Genomic DNA, 21,226 nt, shown 5'->3' on the forward strand with positions numbered 1-21,226 from the left:
GTGGCGCCCATTCCCTTGCAGCGGGACACCGTGCAGCGTCCCGGCACCACCCGTGCCGGGGGCGCGCACGGCCCGCGCCTGGCCAGTCGCACCAGCCTGCCCGGGATACCGCTCGCCCCGTCCGCCGCCCGGCGGTTCGTGCGGGCCGCGCTCGCGGAGTGGACCGGGCTCGGGGTGCCCGCCGCCGTGGGCTTCAGCGACCGGCTGGCCGACGACGCCGTGACCGTCACCAACGAGCTGGTCACCAACGCCGTCGTGCACGCCGGCACCACCGTCGACCTGGTCCTCAGGCTGGAGGACGAGGGCGGCGACGAGCCGTCCGCCGCCCTCGTCCTGGAGGTCACCGACCACCACCCCGCCCGCCCGGTCAGCGGCGACGAGCCGGAGCCCGGGCCGGAACCGGACGCGGCGGTCGCGGGGGAGCTGCCGGACCCCGCGGAGTACGGGCGCGGCCTCCAGCTCGTCGCCACCCTCGCCGACTCCTGGGGCATCACCTACCGCACCGGCCTCAAGACCGTCTGGGCCCGCCTCCCCGTCGACGACTGGAGCGCCCCGCCGACCCCGCCCGACGGGGAGGCCCTCCGGCGCGGCCTGCGCGCCGCCGCGATCCTCGCCCCCGCCGCCCGGCGTACCGAGCGCGACGACGCGGTCTGGGACAGCCGGGGCGCCCCGGCCTTCCTCGCCGAGGCGTCCGACCTCCTCGCCGGGCAGCTCGACGAGGACCTGGTGGCCGCCATAGCGGGCCAGCTGCTGGTGCCCCGGCTCGCGGACTGGTGCGCGATCTGGCTGGAGACCGAGGGCGGGGGACCGGCCGCCGAACCCCGGCTCGCCCGGGTCTGGCACAGCGACGAGACCGGCAGCGAGCCCCTGCGCACCGCCCTGGAGCGGGCCCCGCTCTCCCTTCCCGCCGGGGCGGGCTCCGGCCCCGTCGCCGTCCCCTGGCCCGCGCACCCCGGCGCCCCCGCCGGCCGGCCCGGGGAGGCCGAGGGCACCGCGCGGCCGCATCCCGGTGGCCGGGACGGGGCCGCGCTCGCGTTCCGGATCACCGCGGGCGGCCGGGCGCTCGGGACCGTCCTCGTCGGCCGCGAGGGCGTCACCCGGGTGCCCGAGACCGTCGCCTCGCTGATCGAGGACTTCGTCCGCCGCCTCGGCCTCGCCGTCGGCGCCGCCCGCGCCTACACCCGCCAGGCCACCATCAGCCGGATCCTCCAGCGCGGCCTGCTCCCCAGCAAGGTCGCCGACATCCCCGGCGTCACCAGCTCCCTCGTCTACGAACCGAGCGACGACGGCGTGGTCGGCGGTGACTTCTACGACATCTTCCCGTGCCCCGGCGACCGCTGGTGCTTCGTCCTCGGCGACGTCCAGGGCTCCGGCCCCGAGGCCGCCGTCGTCACCGGCCTCGCCCGCCCCTGGCTCCGGCTCCTCTCCCGGGAGGGCTTCGGCGTCGGGGAGGTCCTGGACCGGCTGAACCGCCTCCTCCTCGACGACGCCATGGAGGCCGCCGAGGCCGCCGCCCTGATGGTCGCCGCGGCCGGGGGCCAGCAGCTCCACGACGGCACCCAGTCACGGTTCCTCTCCCTGCTGTACGGGGAGGTCGTGCCGCTCCCCGACGGCGGGGTCCGCTGCACGGTGGCCAGCGCGGGGCACCCGCTGCCGCTGCTGCTGCGCCCCGACGGCTCCGTACGCCCGGCCGCCGAGCCCCAGGTGCTGCTGGGGGTCGTGGAGGACGTGGCGTACGAGAGCCAGGTCTTCGACCTCGTGCCCGGGGACACCCTGCTCTGCGTCACCGACGGGGTGACCGAGCGGCGGTCGGGCCCGCTGATGTTCGACGACGGGGACGGGCTGGCCCGGGTGCTCGCCGGATGCGCCGGGCTGCCCGCCGAGGCCACCGCCGAGAAGATCCGGCGGGCCGTGCACGAGTTCGCCGAGCAGCCCCCGGACGACGACGTGGCCCTGCTGGTCCTGCACGCGGACTGACGCGGACCGGGCGGACCGGCGGGCCCCGAGCCCGCCCGGTCCGGGAAGCTCCGGCGGCGAGCGACAATGGTCGGTATGCCTTCCGTACTGCCCGATGGTGAGCCCGTGCCCGACGACGGGGCGCTGCCCCGCCATGCCCTGGAAGGCGCAGCCGACCGCCCGCTCGGCTTCTACCTGCACGTTCCGTACTGCGCCACCCGCTGCGGCTACTGCGACTTCAACACCTACACCGCTACCGAGCTGCGCGGCTCCGGCGGTGCGCTGGCCTCCCGCGACAACTACGCCGTCCACTTGATCGAGGAGGTCCGCCAGGCCCGCAAGGTCCTCGGCGACGACCCGCGCCCGGTCCGTACGGTCTTCGTCGGCGGGGGTACGCCCACCCTGCTGCCCGCCGCCGACCTCGTCCGGATGCTCGCCGCGATCCGGGACGAGTTCGGGCTCGCGGACGACGCCGAGATCACCACCGAGGCCAACCCCGAGTCCGTCGACCCGGCGTACCTCGAAGCCCTGCGCGAGGGCGGGTTCAACCGGGTCTCCTTCGGGATGCAGAGCGCCAAGCAGCACGTCCTGAAGATCCTCGACCGCACGCACACCCCCGGCCGCCCCGAGGCCTGCGTCGCCGAGGCGCGCGCGGCGGGCTTCGACCACGTCAACCTCGACCTGATCTACGGCACCCCCGGCGAGTCCGACGACGACTGGCGGGCCACCCTGGACGCGGCGATCGGCGCGGGCCCCGACCACGTGTCCGCGTACGCGCTCATCGTCGAGGAGGGCACCCAGCTCGCCCGCCGCATCCGGCGCGGCGAGATCCCGATGACCGACGACGACGCCCACGCCGACCGCTACCTCATCGCGGACGAGGCCTTCGCCGCCGCCGGGTTCCACTGGTACGAGGTCTCCAACTGGGCCACCACCGAAGCCGGCCGCTGCCTGCACAACGAGCTGTACTGGCGCGGCGCCGACTGGTGGGGCGCCGGTCCCGGCGCCCACAGCCACGTCGGCGGCGTGCGCTGGTGGAACGTGAAGCACCCCGGCGCGTACGCCCAGGCGCTCGCCGAAGGCCGCTCGCCCGGCGCGGGCCGCGAGATCCTCGCCGACGAGGACCGCCGGGTCGAACGCATCCTGCTGGAGCTGCGGCTCCGCGAGGGCTGCCCGCTGGACCTTCTGAAACCCGACGGCCTCGCCGCCTCCCGCCGGGCCCTCGCCGACGGGCTGCTGGAGCCGGAACCGTACGACAAGGGCCGCGCGGTCCTCACGCTGCGCGGGCGGCTCCTCGCCGACGCCGTCGTCCGCGACCTGGTCGACTGAGCCGGACCGGGGGCCACGGCCTCACGGCTTGCAGTCCTTCGCCGTCAGCGGCGGGGCCACCCCGGCCGGCTTGCCGCACACCAGGGTCCGCTCCGCGCTCGGCCCCGGCCGGACCACCTTGACGATGTTCAGGCCGTGCACATTGTCCGCGACCGAGGACCGGGCCCGGCTGAACGAGATCGTCCCCGTCGGCATGTTGTTCAGATCCACCGTGTGCAGCGTCGCCCACGTCTCCGCCGCGCTCCGCCGCTTGTCGCCGCGCGCCGCCGCGTCGTACAGGGCGGCCGTGGCGCTGTACGAGATCACGGTCTGCCCGCTGGCGAACAGGTCGTCCTCGTACGCGGGACGCCCCGAGACCAGCGCGGTCACCTCGCCCTCGGGGTGCAGCCGCCGCAGCGTGCGGTACGCGTCCCCGTAGAAACCGAGGTTCTTCCCCCGGTCCAGCGGGGCGAGCGAGGAGTGGTAGAGCGTGACGTTGGCCGCGATGGACGTCGAGTCGTCGAACGTCCCCTTCGTCAGATCGTCCCCGGTGAACACCGTCATCCGCCGGTCCGAGCACCCGGTGGTCTCCGACAGGCCCCGCATCAGCGTCGGCACGTCCTCGACCCGCCCCGCGAAGTACAGCGCGTCGGGCACCCGCTCGGCCTGGCAGATGGTCGTCAGCGGAGTGTTCAGGCTCGCCCCGCCCGCCAGGTCGTACGTCACGTCCTTCCCCGGTTCGAAACCCGCGTCCTGAAGCATCTTGCGGCCCGCGTCCCGCTGCTCGGCGGTGTACCGGTCCAGGTCCCCGTTGCGGTCCTCGCGCGACAGCACGATCGCGTGCGGGCGGTCGAGGCCCTTCGCGATCTGCCGGGCTACCAGACCGAGCGCATGCGTCTGCTCCTCGTCCGTCGCCGCGAGACCGAAGTAGTTCGGGTACTCGCGCGGCAGGTCGCTGCTGGAGTTCGTCGTGTTCACCACCGCCAGCCCGGCCTCCCGGAGCAGCTTCGTCGCCCTCTCGCTCTCCTGGGTGTTCCGGCCGAGACCGACCACCCCGACCACCGTCGGATCCCGCCGCGCCACCTCGATGATCTTCCGTACGGCGGTGAGCTGCCGCAGCATGTCCTCGCCGCCGTTGGCGGTCAGCACCCGCAGCTTCACCGACCGGCGCACCGTCTTGTTCACCGCCCGCTGCTGGAGATAGACCCCCGTCAGCTCCTCCAGCCCCTTGCGGGTCGCCTCCCGGTCCTTGCCCGTGGCGGTGAGCGGACCGGCGTACACGACCGTCACATAGGCGTCGCCCGCCTCGATGTCGTCGTTCTCCTGCCGGATCGCCTGCTCGATCCGCTCGAACGTGATGCCCTTGCCCGCCCCGTTCAGCTCCAGGTCGTTGCCCCGCGCGAAGAGCACCTCGGGCGCGGTCGCCACCCCCACGCACTCCCGGTCGCCGTCCGGCCCCTGCCAGATCGCGTCCGTGTTCCGGTCGGTCAGCGGCCCGTGGCAGTACGTGTCACGCCAGTGCCCCGCCCACAGGAACGCCCCCAGCAGCGAACCCACGACGGCCACGGCGATCGTCGCCCGCGACATCACCCACCACGCCCAGGTCCGCCGCACCCGGTGGGTGACGAGCTGGGCGTGCGCGTGCTCATGGGTCAGCTTCTCGGTGGACAGCGGCAGCCGCAGCACCCACGCCAGGGTCGCCGCCGCCACCGGCGACTGGCCGAGACTCAGATCGTCCACCCAGCGCTCGTAACGGGCCCGCGCCCCGGACGAACCGGTCGGCGCCCCCGGACCCGGCCGCTCCGGCGGCAGCGGCGGGGTGTGCCGCATGATCTCGGAGGCCGGCAGCGAGGCGAGCAGCAGCAGCGGATCGACCTCACTGCGCCGCGACCGTACGTTGTTGATCGCGTTGATCAGCAGAATGCCGCCGTTGTCCTGCGTGGCCCGGGGCAGGAACACCACCGGCGGGACCGTGCGCTTGCTGCGCCGCCAGTCCAGGGAGTGCGGACGGTAGTTGTGCCGCAGATCCTCCAGCAGCGCCTGCACCCGCAGCTCCAGATGGAACTGGCGCGCGTGCTCGTCGCCCGCCCCCGCGTCCGCCACCCGCTCCGCGACCGCCGCCGCCCGCGCCCGGATCACCCGCCACGAACCGCTCGGCGAGAACCACGACCAGCCGTCCGACGGATAGCCCGTGCTGGACGCGGCCAGCGAGGAGGTGGTGGCGAACCAGCGGCTGGCCCGGCGCAGCCACAGCAGCGGCGGCGCGGCCCGGCTCGCCACGCCCACCACGGCGAGCCCGATCAGCGCGGCCGCCGCCACCAGGGCCGTCAGCAGCCAGTCGATCTCCCCGAGCAACACGCTGAGCAGCGCGATGAAGAGCGCCCCGACGAACGTCTCGGGCCGCACCGACTGCCGCAGCGCGTCCCACCGGGTCGCCCCGTGCGGCCGCCCCCCGCGCGGGCGGCCGGACCGCCAGCGCAACCGGCTCAGCTGCTCCAGGATCCTTTCCTCGCGGACCTCGGAGGGGTTCCCGCCGGACTGCTCGACCACCGTCGCGGTGGCCTGCTCGATCGCCCCGAGCAGCCGCGAGCGCGGAAAGGCGAAGTTCTTGTACTGGGTGTTCTCGCGGGTCTCCCACGGCTTCTCGGACAGCGTCCGCACCATGTCGAGCGCCGCCTCGTAGGGGGTCGCCCCCGCGCCGTCCAGCAGCCGCACCGGCACCCGGCGCAGCGCGTTCGCCTCGTGCACCTGGCGCACGAGCTGCTCCACCCGCGTGTCGATCTCCGGCCCGGCCCCGGCGTCCGCCGCCTGGGCCACCACGAGCGGCATCACCGGGCGGTTGACCCGGTACCGGTCGATCAGCTGCTGCATCAGGTGGAAGACGGCCGAAGCCGCCTCGTTGTGGGCACTTTCCTGCCAGACCTCGCGCGCCATCGTCCCGTGCCCTTCCCCCGTGAACCGTCGACCCGTCCGCACCCTCGGTAACCCTCAATAACCGATGGTGCGTGTGGGACGCAGGCATTCATAGAGATCGGTACGTGATCGTCCGGCGCGGACCGGCGTCAGCCGCCGGACATCAGTCCGGAAGGGTGACGAAGTCGATCAATTCCTCCACCCTGCCCAGCAGTTGGGGTTCCAGATCCTTGTAGCTGCGGATCTTCGACAGAATGTGCTGCCAGGCCGCCCCGGTGTTCTCCGGCCACCCCAGCGCCCGGCACACGCCCGTCTTCCAGTCCTGGCCCCTCGGCACCACCGGCCAGGCGTCGATCCCCACCGAGGACGGCTTCACCGCCTCCCACACGTCGATGTAGGGGTGCCCCACCACCAGCACATGGTCACCGGTCACCTGCGCCGCGATCCGGGACTCCTTGGAGCCGGGCACCAGATGGTCCACCAGCACCCCGAGCCGCGCGTCCGGTCCCGGCCCGAACTCACCCACGATCGCCGGAAGGTCGTCGACGCCCTCCAGGTACTCCACGACGACGCCCTCGATGCGCAGGTCGTCGCCCCACACCCGCTCCACCAACTCGGCGTCGTGCCTGCCCTCCACATAGATCCGCCCGGCCCGCGCCACCCGGGCCCGCGCACCGGGCACCGCCACCGAACCGGAGGCCGTACGCGTGGGACGCGCGGGACCGCCGGGGCCCGGGCGCACCAGCGTGACGACCTTGCCCTCCAGCAGGAAGCCGCGCGGCTCCATCGGGAACACCCGGTGCTTGCCGAACCGGTCCTCCAGGGTCACCGTCGGCCCCTGGGCCGTCTTCTCGCAGCGGATCACCGCCCCGCAGAATCCGGTGGCGACCTCCTCCACGACCAGATCGGGTTCGGCGGGCACCTCGGGCACGGGGGCGGACCGCTTCCACGGCGGGGTCAGGTCCGGCTGGTAACTGCGCATGGCCCGACGATAATCGGCCCGCCGCCGTGAAGAACCTCACGCCGCCGGGAAGGTCCTCATGCCGCCCCGAAGGTCTTCGACACCGCCGCGGAGATCCTCATACCGCCGCGAAAGTCCTCGACGCCGCCCCGAAGATCCTCACGCCGTCGCGAACCGCTCCGCCAGCGCCGCCCGTTGCTTCCGGACGAACGCCGCGTCCACCACCGCCCCGTGCCCCGGCACGTACACCGCGTCCTCGCCGCCCAGCTCCAGCAGCCGGTCCAGCGCGGCCGGCCAGCGCCCGGGCACCGCGTCCGGGCCCGCCTGCGGCTCGCCCGACTCCTCTACCAGATCGCCGCAGAGCACCACCGGAGGCGCACCGTCCGACCCCGGCACCACCACCGCGAGGTCATGGCTGCTGTGGGCGGGGCCCAGATCGGCCAGCAGCACCCGGCGGCCGCCGCCCAGGTCGAGCGCCTGCTCCCCGTGCACCTCGTGCTGCGGGACCACCAGCGTGTCCGCCGACCGGGCCGCCTCGTCCTCGGTGACGCCCTGCCGCACCGCGTCCCCGTACAGCGCCTGCTCCCCGTCCCGCAGCAGGGCGGTCAGCCCCGCCGAGCCGTACACCCGCACCCCGGCGAACGCCGCCGTCCCCAGCACATGATCGAAATGGGGGTGGCTCAGTGCGATATGCGTCACCCTGCGGCCGAGCAGCGCCTCCGCCTGCCGCCGCAGCTCGACGCCCTCGCGCAACGTCGAGCCGGTGTCGTACAGCAGCACCCCGTCCGTACCGGCGACCAGCGCGACGGTGGCGTCCCAGCCCGGGAGCCGCCGCCGGCCGACACCGTTGCCCAACCGCTCCCACCCGAAGTCTTCCCAAGCGATGTCCATACCGGGACGCTATCGGCAACGACCTGCGCGGTCCCGTGGTGGGGCGGCCGGTCGCCCTTGCCCAGGCCCCACCCCACCCCCGTACACTGACGACGGGATTGCTGGCACTCGTACGCACCGAGTGCCAGTCGGAGACCGGAGACATACAGCTGGAGGTGTGCGCGATGCTCAGCGAACGCAGACTCGAAGTGCTGCGCGCCATCGTCCAGGACTACGTCGGCACCGAGGAGCCCGTCGGCTCCAAGGCGCTGACCGAGCGGCACCGGCTGGGCGTCTCCCCGGCCACCGTCCGCAACGACATGGCGGTGCTGGAGGACGAGGGCTTCATCGCCCAGCCGCACACGAGCGCGGGGCGCATCCCCACCGACAAGGGGTACCGCCTCTTCGTCGACAAGCTCGCGGGCGTCAAGCCGCTGTCCTCGCCCGAGCGCCGGGCCATCCAGAACTTCCTCGACGGCGCGGTCGACCTCGACGACGTGGTCGGCCGGACGGTGCGGCTGCTCGCGCAGCTCACCCGGCAGGTCGCCGTCGTGCAGTACCCCTCGCTGACCCGCTCGACGGTGCGGCACGTGGAGCTGCTCTCGCTCGCCCCCGCCCGGCTGATGCTCGTCCTGATCACGGACACCGGCCGGGTCGAACAGCGTATGATCGACTGCCCTGCGCCGTTCGGTGAGACATCGCTCGCGGATCTGCGGGCCCGGCTCAACAGCCGGGTCGTCGGACGCCGCTTCGCGGATGTCCCGCGCCTGGTGCAGGAGCTGCCGGAATCCTTCGACAGCGAGGACCGGGGGACGGTTTCCACGGTTCTCTCCACCCTCCTCGAAACCCTGGTCGAGGAGACGGAGGAGCGGCTGATGATCGGCGGCACCTCCAACCTCACCCGCTTCGGACACGACTTCCCGGTGATGATCCGGCCGGTGCTGGAAGCACTGGAGGAGCAGGTCGTCCTGCTGAAGCTGCTCGGTGAGGCCACGGACTCCGGCATGACCGTACGGATCGGGCACGAGAACGCCCACGAGGGGCTCAACTCCACGTCCGTCGTCGCGGTCGGCTACGGTTCGGGCGACGAGGCAGTCGCCAAACTCGGCGTGGTCGGACCGACCCGCATGGACTACCCCGGAACGATGGGAGCGGTACGCGCAGTGGCACGTTACGTCGGACAGATCCTGGCGGAGTCGTAAGTGGCCACGGACTACTACGCCGTACTCGGCGTGCGCCGCGACGCATCTCAGGACGAGATCAAGAAGGCATTCCGTCGGCTCGCCCGCGAGCTGCACCCGGATGTCAACCCGGACCCGAAGACCCAGGAGCGGTTCAAGGAGATCAACGCCGCTTACGAGGTGCTCTCGGACCCGCAGAAGAAGCAGGTCTACGACCTCGGCGGCGACCCGCTCTCCGGGAACGGCGGAGGCGGCGGTGCGGGCGGTTTCGGAGCCGGCGGCTTCGGCAACTTCTCCGACATCATGGACGCCTTCTTCGGCAACGCCGCGCAGCGCGGGCCCCGTTCGCGGACCCGGCGCGGCCAGGACGCCATGATCCGGCTGGAGATCGACCTCAACGAGGCGGCCTTCGGCACCACCAAGGACATCCAGGTCGACACGGCCGTCGTCTGCAACACGTGCAGCGGCGAGGGAGCGGCCCCCGGCACCTCCGCCCAGACCTGTGACATGTGCCGCGGCCGCGGCGAGGTCTCGCAGGTCACCCGGTCCTTCCTGGGCCAGGTCATGACCTCGCGGCCCTGCCCGCAGTGCCAGGGCTTCGGCACCGTCGTGCCCACCCCGTGCCCGGAGTGCGCCGGTGACGGCCGCATCCGCTCGCGGCGCACGCTCACGGTCAAGATCCCGGCGGGCGTCGACAACGGCACCCGTATCCAGCTCGCCGGAGAGGGCGAGGTCGGCCCCGGCGGCGGCCCGCCCGGCGACCTGTACGTCGAGATCCACGAGCTGCCGCACTCCGTCTTCCAGCGGCGCGGCGACGATCTGCACTGCACGGTCACCATCCCCATGACGGCCGCGGCCCTCGGCACCAAGTGCCCGCTGGAGACGCTGGACGGCCTGGAGGAGATCGACATCCGGCCCGGTACCCAGTCCGGCCAGTCCGTGCCCCTGCACGGACGCGGGATCACGCATCTGCGCGGCGGCGGCCGGGGCGACCTGATCGTCCACGTCGAGGTGATCACCCCGTCCAAGCTCGACCCCGAGCAGGAGCGGCTGCTGCGGGAGCTGGCCAAGCTGCGCGGCGAGGAACGACCCCTGGGTCAGTTCCAGCCAGGTCAGCAGGGCCTCTTCTCCCGTCTGAAGGATGCGTTCAACGGCCGCTGAACCGCTTTCCGCCTTTCACCGCACCGCCCGCCGGTTCTCCACCGGCGGGCGGTGCGGCATTCGGCGGGAGAACCGGTCAGACCGTCGGCTGGCTGATTCGGCCCCGTGCACGGGACGTGGCACGATGCGCTCATGTCCTCCGAGTTGACCGATCTCTGCCGGTATCCGATCGTGCAGGCCCCTATGGCGGGCGGCGCGTCCGGACCCCAGCTCGCCGCGGCCGTCGTCGAAGCCGGCGGGCTCGGATTCCTGGCCGCCGGGTACAAAACGGCGGACGGGATGTACAACGAGATCAAACAGCTCCGCCGGCTCACCTCCGGCCCGTTCGGCGTCAACCTCTTCATGCCGCAGCCCGCACTCGCCGACCCCAGCGCCGTCGACGTCTACCGGCACCAGCTCGCCGGCGAGGCCGCCTGGTACGAGACCCCGCTCGGTGACCCGGACAGCAGCGGCGACGACGGCTACGAGGCGAAGGTCGCGATCCTCCTGGACGATCCGGTCCCGGTCGTCTCCTTCACCTTCGGCTGCCCCACCCGCGACACCCTGGACGCCTTCGCCCGCGCGGGCACGCACACCATCGTCACGGTCACCTCCGCCGAAGAGGCCCAGAGCGCCCAGTGGGCGGGCGCCGACACCGTCTGCGTCCAGGGCGTCGAGGCGGGCGGCCACCAGTCCACCCACCGCGACGACCCGCAGCTCGACCAGACCGGCACCGGGCTGCTCTCCCTCCTCGCCCAGGTCCGCGAGACCGTGCAGATCCCGATCGTCGCCACCGGCGGCCTGATGCGCGGCTCCCAGATCGCCGCCGTCCTCGCGGCGGGCGCGGACGCCGCCCAGCTCGGCACCGCCTTCCTGGTCTGCCCCGAGTCCGGCGCACACCTGCTGCACAAGCAGGCCCTGACCAACCCCCTGTTCGTCCGCACCGAACTGACCCGCGCCTTCTCCGGACGGCCCGCCCGCGGCCTGGTCAACCGCTTCATCCGCGAACACGGCCCCTACGCCCCCGCCGCCTACCCCCAGGTCCACTACGTCACCAGTGGGCTGCGTCAGGCCGCCGCCAAGGCCGGGGACGCCCAGGGCATGGCCCTGTGGGCCGGACAGGGCCACCGGATGGCCCGCGAACTGCCCGCCGCCGAGCTGATCGAACTGCTCGCCGCCGAACTGGAGGCCGCCCGGGCGGCCCTGAGCATGAGGAGCCCCCGGTGACCGCACCGGTCTTCGTCGTCGAACGGATGCCCACCGGGCCGGAGTTCGTCCTGGAAGGACCCGAGGGACGGCACGCCGTCTCCGTCAAGCGGCTCCAGCCCGGGGAGGACGTCGTCCTCACCGACGGACTCGGCCACTGGGCCGAGGCCGTGGTCCACTCCGCCGAGGGCAAGGACCGCCTCACCGTCACCCTCCACGCGGGCGTCCAGGAGGAGCCGGAGCCCAGGCCCCGGATCACCGTCGTCCAGGCACTCCCCAAGGGCGACCGGGGCGAACTGGCCGTCGAGACGATGACCGAGACCGGCGTCGACGCGATCGTCCCCTGGCAGGCCGCCCGCTGCATCACCCAGTGGAAGGGCGACCGGGGCGCGAAGGCCCTGACGAAGTGGCGCAGCACGGCACGCGAGGCGGGCAAGCAGTCCCGCCGGGTGCGCTTCCCCGAGGTGGCCGGCGCCATGACGACCAAGCAGGTCGCGGCCCTGCTCGCCGCAGCCGACTTCGCGGGCGTCCTCCACGAGGACCGCGACCACGACAGCACCCCGCTCGCCACCGCCGAACTCCCGGCCGAGGGCACGATCGTGCTCGTCGTCGGCCCCGAGGGCGGCGTCTCCCCGCAGGAGCTGACCGCCTTCGCCGAGGCGGGCGCCCGCCCCTACCGGCTCGGCCGCAGCGTGCTGCGTACGTCAACGGCGGGGACGGCGGCGACGGCACTGCTGCTGGGACGCACGGGCCGCTGGGGATGAGCCGATCCGGGGGAGGGGCCGTCGGGGGCAACAGGGCCCGGCGGCCCGGCAGGAGGCTCTAGCATGAGCCGTACTGATCATCAGCGAATGAGGAGGCCCGGCGCCATGGCGGGAGAGCCGCAGACCGACTGCCTGTTCTGCAAGATCGTCTCGGGGGACATCCCGGCGACCATCGTCCGCGAGAGCGCGACCACCGTCGCCTTCCGCGACATCAACCCGCAGGCCCCGACCCACGTCCTGGTCATCCCCAAGGTCCACTACCCGGACGCCGCCTCCCTCGCCGCCGCCGAACCGCAGATCGCCGCCGACGTGCTGACCGAGGCCGGAGCGGTCGCCGCCGACGAGAAGATCGACTCCACCGGCTACCGGATCATCTTCAACACCGGCTCCGGCGCGGGCCAGACCGTCTTCCACGCGCACGCCCACGTCCTGGGCGGCCGCGGCCTCCAGTGGCCCCCCGGATAACCCTTCCCGTACAGCAGCAGCGAGCAGTAGCGCAGGAGCGTTTCCCCATGTCCGTACGCGAGCTGGTGGTGCTCGGCACCGCCAGCCAGGTCCCCACCCGCCACCGCAACCACAACGGCTATCTGCTGCGCTGGGACGGCGAGGGCATCCTCTTCGACCCCGGCGAGGGCACCCAGCGCCAGATGCTGCGGGCCGGGGTCGCCGCGCACGACATCCACCGGATCTGCGTCACCCACTTCCACGGCGACCACTCCCTCGGGCTCGCCGGGGTGATCCAGCGGATCAACCTCGACCAGGTGCCGCACCCGGTGACCGCCCACTACCCGGCGAGCGGGCAGCACTTCTTCGACCGGCTGCGGTACGCCACCGCCTACCGCGAGACCGTCGAGCTCACCCGGGCCCCGGTCGCCGGGGACGGCGGAATCCTCGCCACCACCCCCGCGTACACCCTGGACAGCAGGAAGCTCTCGCACCCCGTCGAGTCGTACGGCTACCGCCTCACCGAGCCCGACACCCGCCGCATGCTGCCCGCCCTGCTCAAGGAGCACGGCATCGCCGGACCCGACGTTGGCCGCCTCCAGCGCGAGGGCTCCCTCGGCGGCGTCACCCTGGAGCAGGTCTCCGAGCACCGGCGCGGGCAGCGGTTCGCGTTCGTCATGGACACCCGCCTCTGCGACGGGGTGTACGCGCTCGCCGAGGGCTGCGACATGCTCGTCATCGAGTCGACCTTCCTCGACGAGGACGAGAGACTCGCCGTCGACCACGGCCACCTGACCGCCGGGCAGGCCGCCCGCGTCGCGACGGAGGCGGGCGTCCGCCACCTCGTGCTGACCCACTTCTCCCAGCGCTACAACGACCCGGAACTCTTCGAGACCCAGGCCCGCGCCGCCGGGTTCGACGGCGAACTCACCGTCGCCCAGGACCTCATCCGCGTCCCGGTCCCCACCCGGCACCACCCCTGACCCCACCAGCACCACCGCTGAGAACCCCCACCCCCCGTTTGCGAGACACCGTGCACCTCCCCAAGGCCGAACTCCACCTCCACATCGAAGGCACCCTCGAACCCGAGCTGGCCTTCGCCCTCGCGGAACGCAACGGCGTGACCCTGCCGTACGCCACCACCGAAGAACTGCGCGCCGCCTACGAGTTCGACGACCTCCAGTCCTTCCTGGACCTCTACTACGCGCTGATGGCCGTCCTGCGCACCGAGGACGACTTCGCCGAACTCGCCGACGCCTACCTCGCCCGCGCCGCCGCCCAGGGCGTCCGGCACGCCGAGATCTTCTTCGACCCGCAGGCCCACACCGCCCGGGGCGTCCCCATCGGCACGGTCATCGAAGGGCTCGGCCGCGCACTGGAGCGCAGCGAGGAGACCCACGGCGTCTCCACCCAGCTCATCCTGTGCTTCCTGCGCGACCTGTCCGCCGAATCGGCCCTCGGCACCCTCGACGCGGCCAAGCCGTACCTCCACCGGATCAGCGCCATCGGCCTGGACTCCGCCGAGGTCGGCCACCCGCCCGCCAAGTTCCGCGAGGTGTACGAGGCGGCCACCGCGCTCGGCCTGCGCAAGGTGGCCCACGCGGGGGAGGAGGGCCCGCCGGAGTACATCCGGGAGGCCCTGGACATCCTCGGTGTCGAGCGCGTGGACCACGGGCTGCGCTGCATGGAGGACCCGGAGCTGGTGGCGCGCCTGGTCGCGGACCGGGTGCCGCTCACGCTCTGCCCGCTCTCCAATGTACGGCTGCGGACGGTCGACACGCTGACCGACCACCCGCTGCCCGCGATGCTGGCCGCCGGACTCCACTGCACCGTCAACTCCGACGACCCCGCCTACTTCGGCGGGTACGCCGGAGACAACTTCGACGCCGTCCGCGACGCGCTCGCCCTGGACCCGGAACAGCTGCGCACGCTGGCCCGCAACTCCTTCGAGGCGGCCTTCCTCGACCACGACGAGGAGCGCAGGGCGCGCTATCTGTCCGAGGTCGAGGCGTACGCGTTCGACTGACCGGAACCGCCGTCCGGACCGGCCGTCCGGATCGCGCTGCGCACCAGCCGCCTGCGCCGTACGCGCAGCTCCGTGACGGGCTGCTCCGGCGAACCGAGTTTCGGCACCGCGCCGGACAGGCCGCCGCCGGTGGTGGCGGCGAGCAGCGCGGCCGGGGCGCCACCGCGACGCCGTACCGAACCGGGCACCAGCGGACGGCCACCGGTGTGCAGCGCCACGGCGGTCACCGGGGCGGCGACCAGCAGGGTGGCCGCCCCCAGGATCAGCCCCATCGCCGGATATCCGGCCTCCTCGGAGAGCACGCTCCCCAGCAGCGGGCCGCAGGCCACCCCCACCGAGGAGGCCGAGCCCGCCAGCACCGCCCACCGGCCGCGTACGTCCAGGGAGGCGGCCAGACCGATCAGGTAGGAGAGGACCACCGGGTAGACGGTGTTCCACATGATCTCGCCGGTCGCGAACGAGCCGAGATCCCGGGCCGACGAGCTGAGCACGATGCTCGCGGCGATGACCACGGTTCCCAGCCCGATCGGCACCGCCCGGCCGAGCCGCGCGCCGAGCAGCCCGGCGCCCGTCACCCCGAGCAGCCCCGCACCGAGAGCGGCGGCGAACACCGCGCCCACGGTGACCTCGGACAGCCCCGCCTGGACCACGCCGATGCGGCTGCTCACGCCCCACAGCGCGTTCTGCGCCATGGACCAGACGAGCATCCCGCCCGCCAGGACGAGCCCGGAGCGGCGGTGCGGCAGCCGGCCGGTGACCGGCGAGCTGGTCTCCTCCGCCGTACGTGCACCGTCGAGCCGGGCGGTCGCGGGCCAGACGAGCAGGGCGACCAGGGCGATCGCGGCGAACGGAAGCCGGTGACCGCCACCGAGGTGAGGGATCGTCAGGTAGAGGACGCCCGCCGTGGCGGACACGGTGAGCAGCCCGAGCGAGGACGTCCGGTGGGGGTCCCGCCGGGCGGCGATCCCGGACGCGGCGACCGCGGTCGCCGTGCCGGAACCGAAGCCGCCGACCATCACACCGAGCACCACCAGCGGCACGGACCCGGCGAGCGCGGCACAGCCGTAGCCGACGGCGGCCAGCACCAGCCCGGCCCGGGCGGGGGTACGGGCCCCGAACCGCTCGACCCGGCCCGCCAGGGCGAAGCCGGCACCGGCCGAGCTGAGGAGCAGGGCGCTGCCGACCAGACCGGCTTGGGCGGGACTCAGCCCGAGATGGGCGCTGAGCCGGCCGACGACGGTGGGCAGCAGGTAGGAGGCGAGGTAACCGGCGGTGAACACGGCCACCAGGGGCCACGCGGCACCAGGGCGCGAGGACATGGGCGTTCCTGAAGACATGCCTGAGCAGGCAGGGGGAGGGGAGGGGTACTGCGAAAGGCGAAAAGGCAAGGGGGAGGTAAGGCGAGGGAGGTAAGGCAAGGGGGTGGAGCGGGAGGGGGCGCTGCGGGAAGGCATGGGGGTGCTGCGGGAGATATGGCGCTATGCCAGGGGATTGCGGCTCTCGTCGGACAACGTCCCCGAAGGTGCTCGCGGGGCAATTTGTATCAAGCGCCTCCGGCTCCCCGAAAGTCGCCCCGATGTGATCTGAGTCACTTATGCGTTTATGCAGTCGAACACCGGGTATTAGCGCATGTTTATGCAGGTCAGGCGTGCTGCGAACACATGGGCGCGGACACTGCGTTCCCCTCCGCGGATCGGGCAGACTGGCCGCACCTCACACGGTCCGGATCCCGCCGCGATCCGCCGCACGACCCCGGGAGCGCACGGTGAGCACAGACACTCCGGGCATCGACCCGCTGGAGGCGCTGCGCGCCCCGCGCGACCCCGCCTGCGACGTCTTCCTGACGGGCCCGGTCTTCCTCGACATCATCTTCACGGGCCTCGACAGCGCCCCCGTGCGCGGCACCGAGTCCTGGGCCCGGGGGATGGGCTCCAGCCCCGGCGGCGTCGCCAACATGGCCACCGCCCTCGCCCGCCTCGGCCTGCGCACCGCCCTCGCCGCCGCTTTCGGGGACGACCACTACGGCGAGTACTGCTGGGACGCCCTGGAGCAGGGCGAGGGCATCGACCTGTCCATGTCGCACACCGTGCCCGGCTGGCACTCCCCGGTCACCGTCTCCATGGCGTACGAGGGCGAGCGCACGATGGTCTCGCACGGCCACGAGGCCCCAGCCCCGGCTCCCACCGCCCGAACCGGAAGCCGGGCAGGAACCACCGGAGCCACCGGAGCCACCGGAGTCACCGGAGCCGCAGGAGCCGCAGGAACCAGAGGAGCCTCAGGAACCACAGGAATTACAGGAGACTCCGGGACCTCCGGAACCTCCACCGACGCCACCGCCCCGGTCTTCCCGCAGTGCCCTCCGCGCGCCCGCGCCGCCGTCGCCTCGCTCACCCCGGGCCGGAGCGAACCCTGGGTGGCCACCGCCGCCCGTGCCGGTGCGCTCGTCTTCGGCGACGTCGGGTGGGACGAGACCGGCCGCTGGGACCTGGACGCCCTGCCCGACCTGGGGCACTGCGAGGCGTTCCTGCCCAACGCGGAGGAGGCGATGCGCTACACCCGTACCGACTGCCCGCGCGCCGCCGCGCACGCACTCGCCGAACGCGTCCCGCTCGCCGTGGTCACCCTGGGCGCGGAGGGCGCGTACGCCGTCGACGGGCGCACCGGCACCGCAGCGGCGGTGCCCGCCATCGAGGTGGAGGCGCTCGACCCGACCGGCGCGGGGGACGTCTTCGTCGCCGGTTTCGTGACCGGCACCCTCGCCGACTGGCCGCTCGCCGACCGGCTCGCCTTCGCCGGACTCACCGCCGCGCTCTCGGTCCAGGAGTTCGGCGGCTCGCTCTCCGCCCCCGGCTGGGCCGAGATCGCCGCCTGGTGGCAGTTGATCCGCACCTGCGACCGCCAGGACCCGGCCGCCCTGGAGCGCTACGCCTTCCTGGACGACATGCTGCCCGCCACGGCCCGGGCCTGGCCCCTGCGGCGCGCGGTGCCCACGATCGGCTTCCGCCAGTGAGCGGGCGGCGGCCGGTCGCGCAGGCGGGCGCCGGGCCGGGTCGCACACACGGCCGGTAAAACCCCTCGGTGTTGTCACTGCCAGGTCGTAGGCTTGGTAACCCAGAGGTTGTCGAGCAGCGAGAACCCTGCAACGGGAGGTATGCGCAGGCCATAGGGCCGGCCCATGACTCAGTCACCCACACAGCCGCAGGCGCGTGCCCAGATCAGGATCCCGGCCGCACACCCCATGGTGATGCTCCTCGGATCGGGCGACTCGCTGTTGCGCGTGATCGAAGAGGCTTTCCCGGCGGCCGACATCCATGTCCGGGGCAACGAGATCAGTGCCACGGGCGAGGCCGCAGACGTCGCTCTCATCCAACGCCTGTTCGACGAGATGATGCTCGTGCTCCGCACCGGAGCGCCGATGACGGAGGACGCAGTGGAACGGTCGATCGCCATGCTCAGGGCGGCCGGCAACGGACAGGGAGACCCCCAGCGCGAGACGCCCGCCGAGGTGCTCACACAGAACATCCTCTCCAACCGCGGCCGCACCATCCGCCCCAAGACGCTCAACCAGAAGCGGTACGTGGACGCGATCGACGAGCACACGATCGTGTTCGGCATCGGTCCCGCCGGTACGGGCAAGACCTACCTCGCCATGGCCAAGGCGGTCCAGGCCCTGCAGTCCAAGCAGGTCAGCCGGATCATCCTGACCCGGCCCGCGGTCGAGGCGGGGGAGCGGCTCGGCTTCCTGCCGGGCACCCTGTTCGACAAGATCGACCCGTATCTGCGTCCGCTCTACGACGCGCTGCACGACATGCTTGACCCCGACTCGATCCCGCGGCTGATGGCGGCGGGCACGATCGAGGTCGCGCCGCTGGCGTACATGAGGGGTCGCACGCTGAATGATGCTTTTATCATCCTGGACGAGGCGCAGAACACCAGCGCCGAGCAGATGAAGATGTTCCTCACCCGCCTCGGCTTCGACTCCAAGATCGTCATCACCGGTGACATCACCCAGGTCGACCTGCCGAGCGGCACCAAGAGCGGGCTGCGGCAGGTCCAGGAGATCCTGGAGGGCGTGGAGGACGTGCACTTCTCCCGTCTCACCTCCCAGGATGTCGTCCGGCACAAGCTCGTCGGCCGTATCGTCGACGCGTACGAGAAGTACGACAGCCGAAACGGTCAGCAGGACGGTCGGGCGGAAGGCCGCCAGGACGGCCGGCGCGACCGCCGAAAAGGGAAGTAGCCGCAGCGCACCATGTCGATCGACGTCAACAACGAGTCCGGAACCGAGGTCGACGAGCAGGCGATCCTCGACATCGCCCGCTACGCACTGGCCCGGATGCGGATCCACCCGCTGTCCGAGCTCTCGGTGATCGTGGTGGACACCGACGCCATGGAGCAGCTGCACATCCAGTGGATGGACCTCCCCGGCCCGACCGATGTCATGTCCTTCCCGATGGACGAGCTGCGTCCGCCGGCCAAGGACGACGAGGAGCCCCCGCAGGGGCTCCTCGGTGACATCGTGCTCTGCCCGGAGGTCGCGAAGAAGCAGGGCGAAGAGGCCCCGACGCAGCACTCCATGGACGAGGAGCTCCAGCTCCTGACCGTCCACGGGGTGCTGCACCTGCTGGGGTACGACCACGAGGAGCCGGACGAGAAGGCCGAGATGTTCGGTCTCCAGGCCGCCATCGTGGACGGCTGGCGCGGTGAGCGCGGGCTCACCGGCGCGTCCCCCGCCCCCACCGTCTCGTGAGTACCCCGCTGATCGTCGGCGCCGTCCTGCTGGTCATGGTCGGCTGGCTGGCAGCCTGCGCCGAGGCCGGGATCGCCCGCACGTCCAGCTTCCGGGCGGACGAGGCGGTCCGGTCCGGTCGGCGCGGCAGCGCGAAGCTCGCGCAGATCGCGGCCGACCCGACCCGCTATCTCAACGTCGCCCTGCTGGTGCGGGTCGCCTGCGAGATGTCGGCCGGGGTCCTCGTCACCTACGTCTGCCTCCAGGAGTTCCCGGAGACCTGGGAGGCGCTGGCCGTCGCGATGGGCGTGATGGTCCTCGTCTCCTACGTGGCCATCGGCGTCTCCCCGCGCACCATCGGCCGCCAGCACCCGCTGAACACGGCCACGGCCTCGGCGTACGTCCTGCTGCCGCTGGCCAGGATCATGGGCCCGATCCCGCAGCTGCTGATCCTCGTCGGCAACGCGCTGACCCCGGGCAAGGGGTTCCGCAAGGGCCCGTTCGCCAGCGAGGCGGAGCTGCGCGCGATGGTCGACCTCGCCGAGGCGGAGTCGCTGATCGAGGACGACGAGCGCCGCATGGTGCATTCCGTCTTCGAGCTGGGCGACACCCTGGTCCGCGAGGTCATGGTGCCGCGCACCGACCTCGTCTCCATCGAGCGCTACAAGACGATCCGCCAGGCCCTCACCCTCGCCCTGCGCTCCGGCTTCTCCCGGATACCGGTCACGGGGGAGAACGAGGACGACGTCGTCGGGATCGTCTATCTGAAGGACCTCGTCCGCAAGACGCACATCAACCGCGAGTCCGAGTCCGACCCCGTCTCCACCGCGATGCGCCCCGCCGCCTTCGTCCCCGACACCAAGAACGCCGGGGACCTGCTGCGCGAGATGCAGCAGGAACGCAGCCATGTCGCGGTCGTCATCGACGAGTACGGCGGCACCGCGGGCATCGTCACCATCGAGGACATCCTGGAGGAGATCGTCGGCGAGATCACCGACGAGTACGACCGGGAGCTGCCGCCCGTCCAGGAGCTGGAGAACGGCTGCTACCGGGTCACCGCCCGCCTCGACATCGGGGACCTCGGCGATCTCTTCGGGCTCGACGAGTACGACGACGAGGACGTGGAGACCGTCGGCGGCCTCCTCGCCAAGGCGCTCGGCCGGGTCCCGATCGCGGGTGCCTCCGCCGTCGTCGAGCTGCCGGACCAGCGCCAGCTCCGGCTCACCGCGGAGTCCCCGGCGGGCCGCCGGAACAAGATCGTCACGGTGCTCGTGGAGCCCGAGCACCAGGAACCCGAGGAGAAGGAAGCGGAATGACGCCGGAGCGGCTGAGGGCCTTCTGCCTGGAGTTCAACGCGAGCGTGGAGGAGTTCCCGTTCGGCCCGGAGACCTCGGTCTTCAAGGTGCTCGGCAAGATGTTCGCCCTCACCGCCCTGGACGCCCGCCCGCTCACGGTCAACCTCAAGTGCGACCCCGACGAGGCGATCCGGCTGCGCGAGACGCACACCGCGATCGTGCCCGGCTGGCACATGAGCAAGCGGCACTGGAACACGGTCACCGTCTCCGGTGTCCCCGACCGGCTGCTGCGCGAGATGATCGAGGACTCCTACGACCTGGTGGTCGCCGGACTCCCGAAAGCGGAACGGCTCCGCCTGGACCGTCCCTAGGGTGCGGACGCACGTGAACGGGCCCGCTCCTCCCCCGTGGGGAGCGGGCCCGTCCTCGTACC

At 72.5% G+C, this 21,226-nt stretch carries 18 protein-coding genes; 14 read left to right on the forward strand and 4 right to left on the reverse strand.

Features of this window, described 5'->3' with window-relative positions; all coding sequences use genetic code 11:
• Both IE140_RS06590 and hemW read left to right on the forward strand, forming a co-directional pair.
• Entirely contained in the window at positions 1–1,977 is a 1,977-nt protein-coding gene (locus IE140_RS06590) for an ATP-binding SpoIIE family protein phosphatase (RefSeq protein ID WP_150196757.1), read from the forward strand.
• 66 nt (positions 1,978–2,043) lie between these two features.
• On the forward strand, positions 2,044–3,285 hold the full coding sequence (gene hemW, locus IE140_RS06595) for a radical SAM family heme chaperone HemW (protein ID WP_093441722.1): 1,242 nt from the start codon (positions 2,044–2,046) through the stop codon (positions 3,283–3,285).
• A 21-nt stretch (positions 3,286–3,306) separates the two neighbouring features.
• On the opposite strand, the gene IE140_RS06600 is transcribed toward hemW, so the two are convergent.
• The 3 genes from IE140_RS06600 to IE140_RS06610 all read right to left on the reverse strand — a co-directional run bounded on the left by IE140_RS06600 (position 3,307) and on the right by IE140_RS06610 (position 8,029).
• On the reverse strand, positions 3,307–6,198 hold the full coding sequence (locus IE140_RS06600; RefSeq protein WP_150196758.1) for an ABC transporter substrate-binding protein: 2,892 nt from the start codon (positions 6,196–6,198) through the stop codon (positions 3,307–3,309).
• 142 nt (positions 6,199–6,340) lie between these two features.
• Positions 6,341–7,159 (reverse strand): DUF3097 domain-containing protein, encoded by an 819-nt coding sequence (locus tag IE140_RS06605; RefSeq protein ID WP_150196759.1) that lies wholly within the window; start codon positions 7,157–7,159, stop codon positions 6,341–6,343.
• 138 nt (positions 7,160–7,297) lie between these two features.
• The gene (locus IE140_RS06610; RefSeq protein WP_109178473.1) at positions 7,298–8,029 is read right to left on the reverse strand and encodes an MBL fold metallo-hydrolase; all 732 of its coding nucleotides are present in this window, start codon (positions 8,027–8,029) and stop codon (positions 7,298–7,300) included.
• A 164-nt stretch (positions 8,030–8,193) separates the two neighbouring features.
• On the opposite strand from IE140_RS06610, the gene hrcA reads away from it, so the two are divergent.
• The 7 genes from hrcA (at position 8,194) to IE140_RS06645 (ending at position 14,769) form a co-directional block, all read left to right on the forward strand.
• Complete coding sequence (gene hrcA / locus IE140_RS06615; RefSeq protein ID WP_010064157.1) at positions 8,194–9,210, forward strand: heat-inducible transcriptional repressor HrcA; 1,017 nt, start codon at positions 8,194–8,196, stop codon at positions 9,208–9,210.
• Entirely contained in the window at positions 9,211–10,350 is a 1,140-nt protein-coding gene (gene dnaJ / locus IE140_RS06620) for a molecular chaperone DnaJ (RefSeq protein ID WP_032775890.1), read from the forward strand.
• A gap of 132 nt (positions 10,351–10,482) precedes the next feature.
• Complete coding sequence (locus IE140_RS06625; protein WP_150196760.1) at positions 10,483–11,556, forward strand: nitronate monooxygenase; 1,074 nt, start codon at positions 10,483–10,485, stop codon at positions 11,554–11,556.
• Complete coding sequence (locus IE140_RS06630) at positions 11,553–12,299, forward strand: 16S rRNA (uracil(1498)-N(3))-methyltransferase (protein WP_150196761.1); 747 nt, start codon at positions 11,553–11,555, stop codon at positions 12,297–12,299. The genes IE140_RS06625 and IE140_RS06630 overlap by 4 nt, the downstream gene beginning before the upstream one ends.
• Before the next feature lie 105 nt (positions 12,300–12,404).
• Positions 12,405–12,764, forward strand: coding sequence for a histidine triad nucleotide-binding protein (locus IE140_RS06635; RefSeq protein ID WP_006124336.1), 360 nt, complete (start codon positions 12,405–12,407; stop codon positions 12,762–12,764).
• 47 nt (positions 12,765–12,811) lie between these two features.
• Positions 12,812–13,726 (forward strand): ribonuclease Z, encoded by a 915-nt coding sequence (locus IE140_RS06640; protein WP_032775897.1) that lies wholly within the window; start codon positions 12,812–12,814, stop codon positions 13,724–13,726.
• Positions 13,727–13,776: 50 nt separating this feature from the next.
• Positions 13,777–14,769: an adenosine deaminase gene (locus tag IE140_RS06645; RefSeq protein WP_150198702.1), complete on the forward strand. Its 993-nt coding sequence runs from the start codon at positions 13,777–13,779 to the stop codon at positions 14,767–14,769.
• Here IE140_RS06645 and IE140_RS06650 read toward each other — a convergent pair.
• On the reverse strand, positions 14,733–16,088 hold the full coding sequence (locus IE140_RS06650) for an MFS transporter (RefSeq protein WP_032762039.1): 1,356 nt from the start codon (positions 16,086–16,088) through the stop codon (positions 14,733–14,735). The two genes, IE140_RS06645 and IE140_RS06650, sit on opposite strands and share 37 nt — an antisense overlap.
• A 446-nt stretch (positions 16,089–16,534) precedes the next feature.
• Between IE140_RS06650 and IE140_RS06655 the strand changes: the two genes are divergently transcribed.
• The 5 genes from IE140_RS06655 (at position 16,535) to IE140_RS06675 (ending at position 21,164) form a co-directional block, all read left to right on the forward strand.
• The gene (locus IE140_RS06655) at positions 16,535–17,779 is read left to right on the forward strand and encodes a carbohydrate kinase family protein (RefSeq protein ID WP_150194424.1); all 1,245 of its coding nucleotides are present in this window, start codon (positions 16,535–16,537) and stop codon (positions 17,777–17,779) included.
• Positions 17,780–17,944: 165 nt separating this feature from the next.
• Positions 17,945–19,009, forward strand: coding sequence for a PhoH family protein (locus IE140_RS06660; RefSeq protein ID WP_150194426.1), 1,065 nt, complete (start codon positions 17,945–17,947; stop codon positions 19,007–19,009).
• Positions 19,010–19,021: 12 nt separating this feature from the next.
• Entirely contained in the window at positions 19,022–19,519 is a 498-nt protein-coding gene (gene ybeY, locus IE140_RS06665; RefSeq protein WP_006124330.1) for an rRNA maturation RNase YbeY, read from the forward strand.
• On the forward strand, positions 19,516–20,814 hold the full coding sequence (locus IE140_RS06670) for a hemolysin family protein (protein WP_150194428.1): 1,299 nt from the start codon (positions 19,516–19,518) through the stop codon (positions 20,812–20,814). The genes ybeY and IE140_RS06670 overlap by 4 nt, the downstream gene beginning before the upstream one ends.
• On the forward strand, positions 20,811–21,164 hold the full coding sequence (locus IE140_RS06675; RefSeq protein WP_006124328.1) for an MmcQ/YjbR family DNA-binding protein: 354 nt from the start codon (positions 20,811–20,813) through the stop codon (positions 21,162–21,164). Before IE140_RS06670 ends, IE140_RS06675 begins: the two co-directional genes overlap by 4 nt.
• Positions 21,165–21,226: the final 62 nt, after the last annotated feature.

The sequence above is a fragment of the Streptomyces parvus genome, from assembly GCF_014648875.1.
Taxonomy (GTDB): Bacteria; Actinomycetota; Actinomycetes; order Streptomycetales; family Streptomycetaceae; genus Streptomyces; species Streptomyces parvus.

Coding starts and splice junctions, on each gene's coding strand:
- IE140_RS06610 (WP_109178473.1), bottom strand. CDS start 8,029: ATGGACATCGCTTGGGAAGACTTCGGGTGGGAGCGGTTGGGCAACGGT.
- ybeY (WP_006124330.1), top strand. CDS start 19,022: ATGTCGATCGACGTCAACAACGAGTCCGGAACCGAGGTCGACGAGCAG.
- IE140_RS06675 (WP_006124328.1), top strand. CDS start 20,811: ATGACGCCGGAGCGGCTGAGGGCCTTCTGCCTGGAGTTCAACGCGAGC.
- IE140_RS06605 (WP_150196759.1), bottom strand. CDS start 7,159: ATGCGCAGTTACCAGCCGGACCTGACCCCGCCGTGGAAGCGGTCCGCC.
- IE140_RS06600 (WP_150196758.1), bottom strand. CDS start 6,198: ATGGCGCGCGAGGTCTGGCAGGAAAGTGCCCACAACGAGGCGGCTTCG.
- IE140_RS06635 (WP_006124336.1), top strand. CDS start 12,405: ATGGCGGGAGAGCCGCAGACCGACTGCCTGTTCTGCAAGATCGTCTCG.
- IE140_RS06660 (WP_150194426.1), top strand. CDS start 17,945: ATGACTCAGTCACCCACACAGCCGCAGGCGCGTGCCCAGATCAGGATC.
- IE140_RS06625 (WP_150196760.1), top strand. CDS start 10,483: ATGTCCTCCGAGTTGACCGATCTCTGCCGGTATCCGATCGTGCAGGCC.
- hrcA (WP_010064157.1), top strand. CDS start 8,194: ATGCTCAGCGAACGCAGACTCGAAGTGCTGCGCGCCATCGTCCAGGAC.
- IE140_RS06640 (WP_032775897.1), top strand. CDS start 12,812: ATGTCCGTACGCGAGCTGGTGGTGCTCGGCACCGCCAGCCAGGTCCCC.
- hemW (WP_093441722.1), top strand. CDS start 2,044: ATGGTCGGTATGCCTTCCGTACTGCCCGATGGTGAGCCCGTGCCCGAC.
- IE140_RS06650 (WP_032762039.1), bottom strand. CDS start 16,088: ATGTCCTCGCGCCCTGGTGCCGCGTGGCCCCTGGTGGCCGTGTTCACC.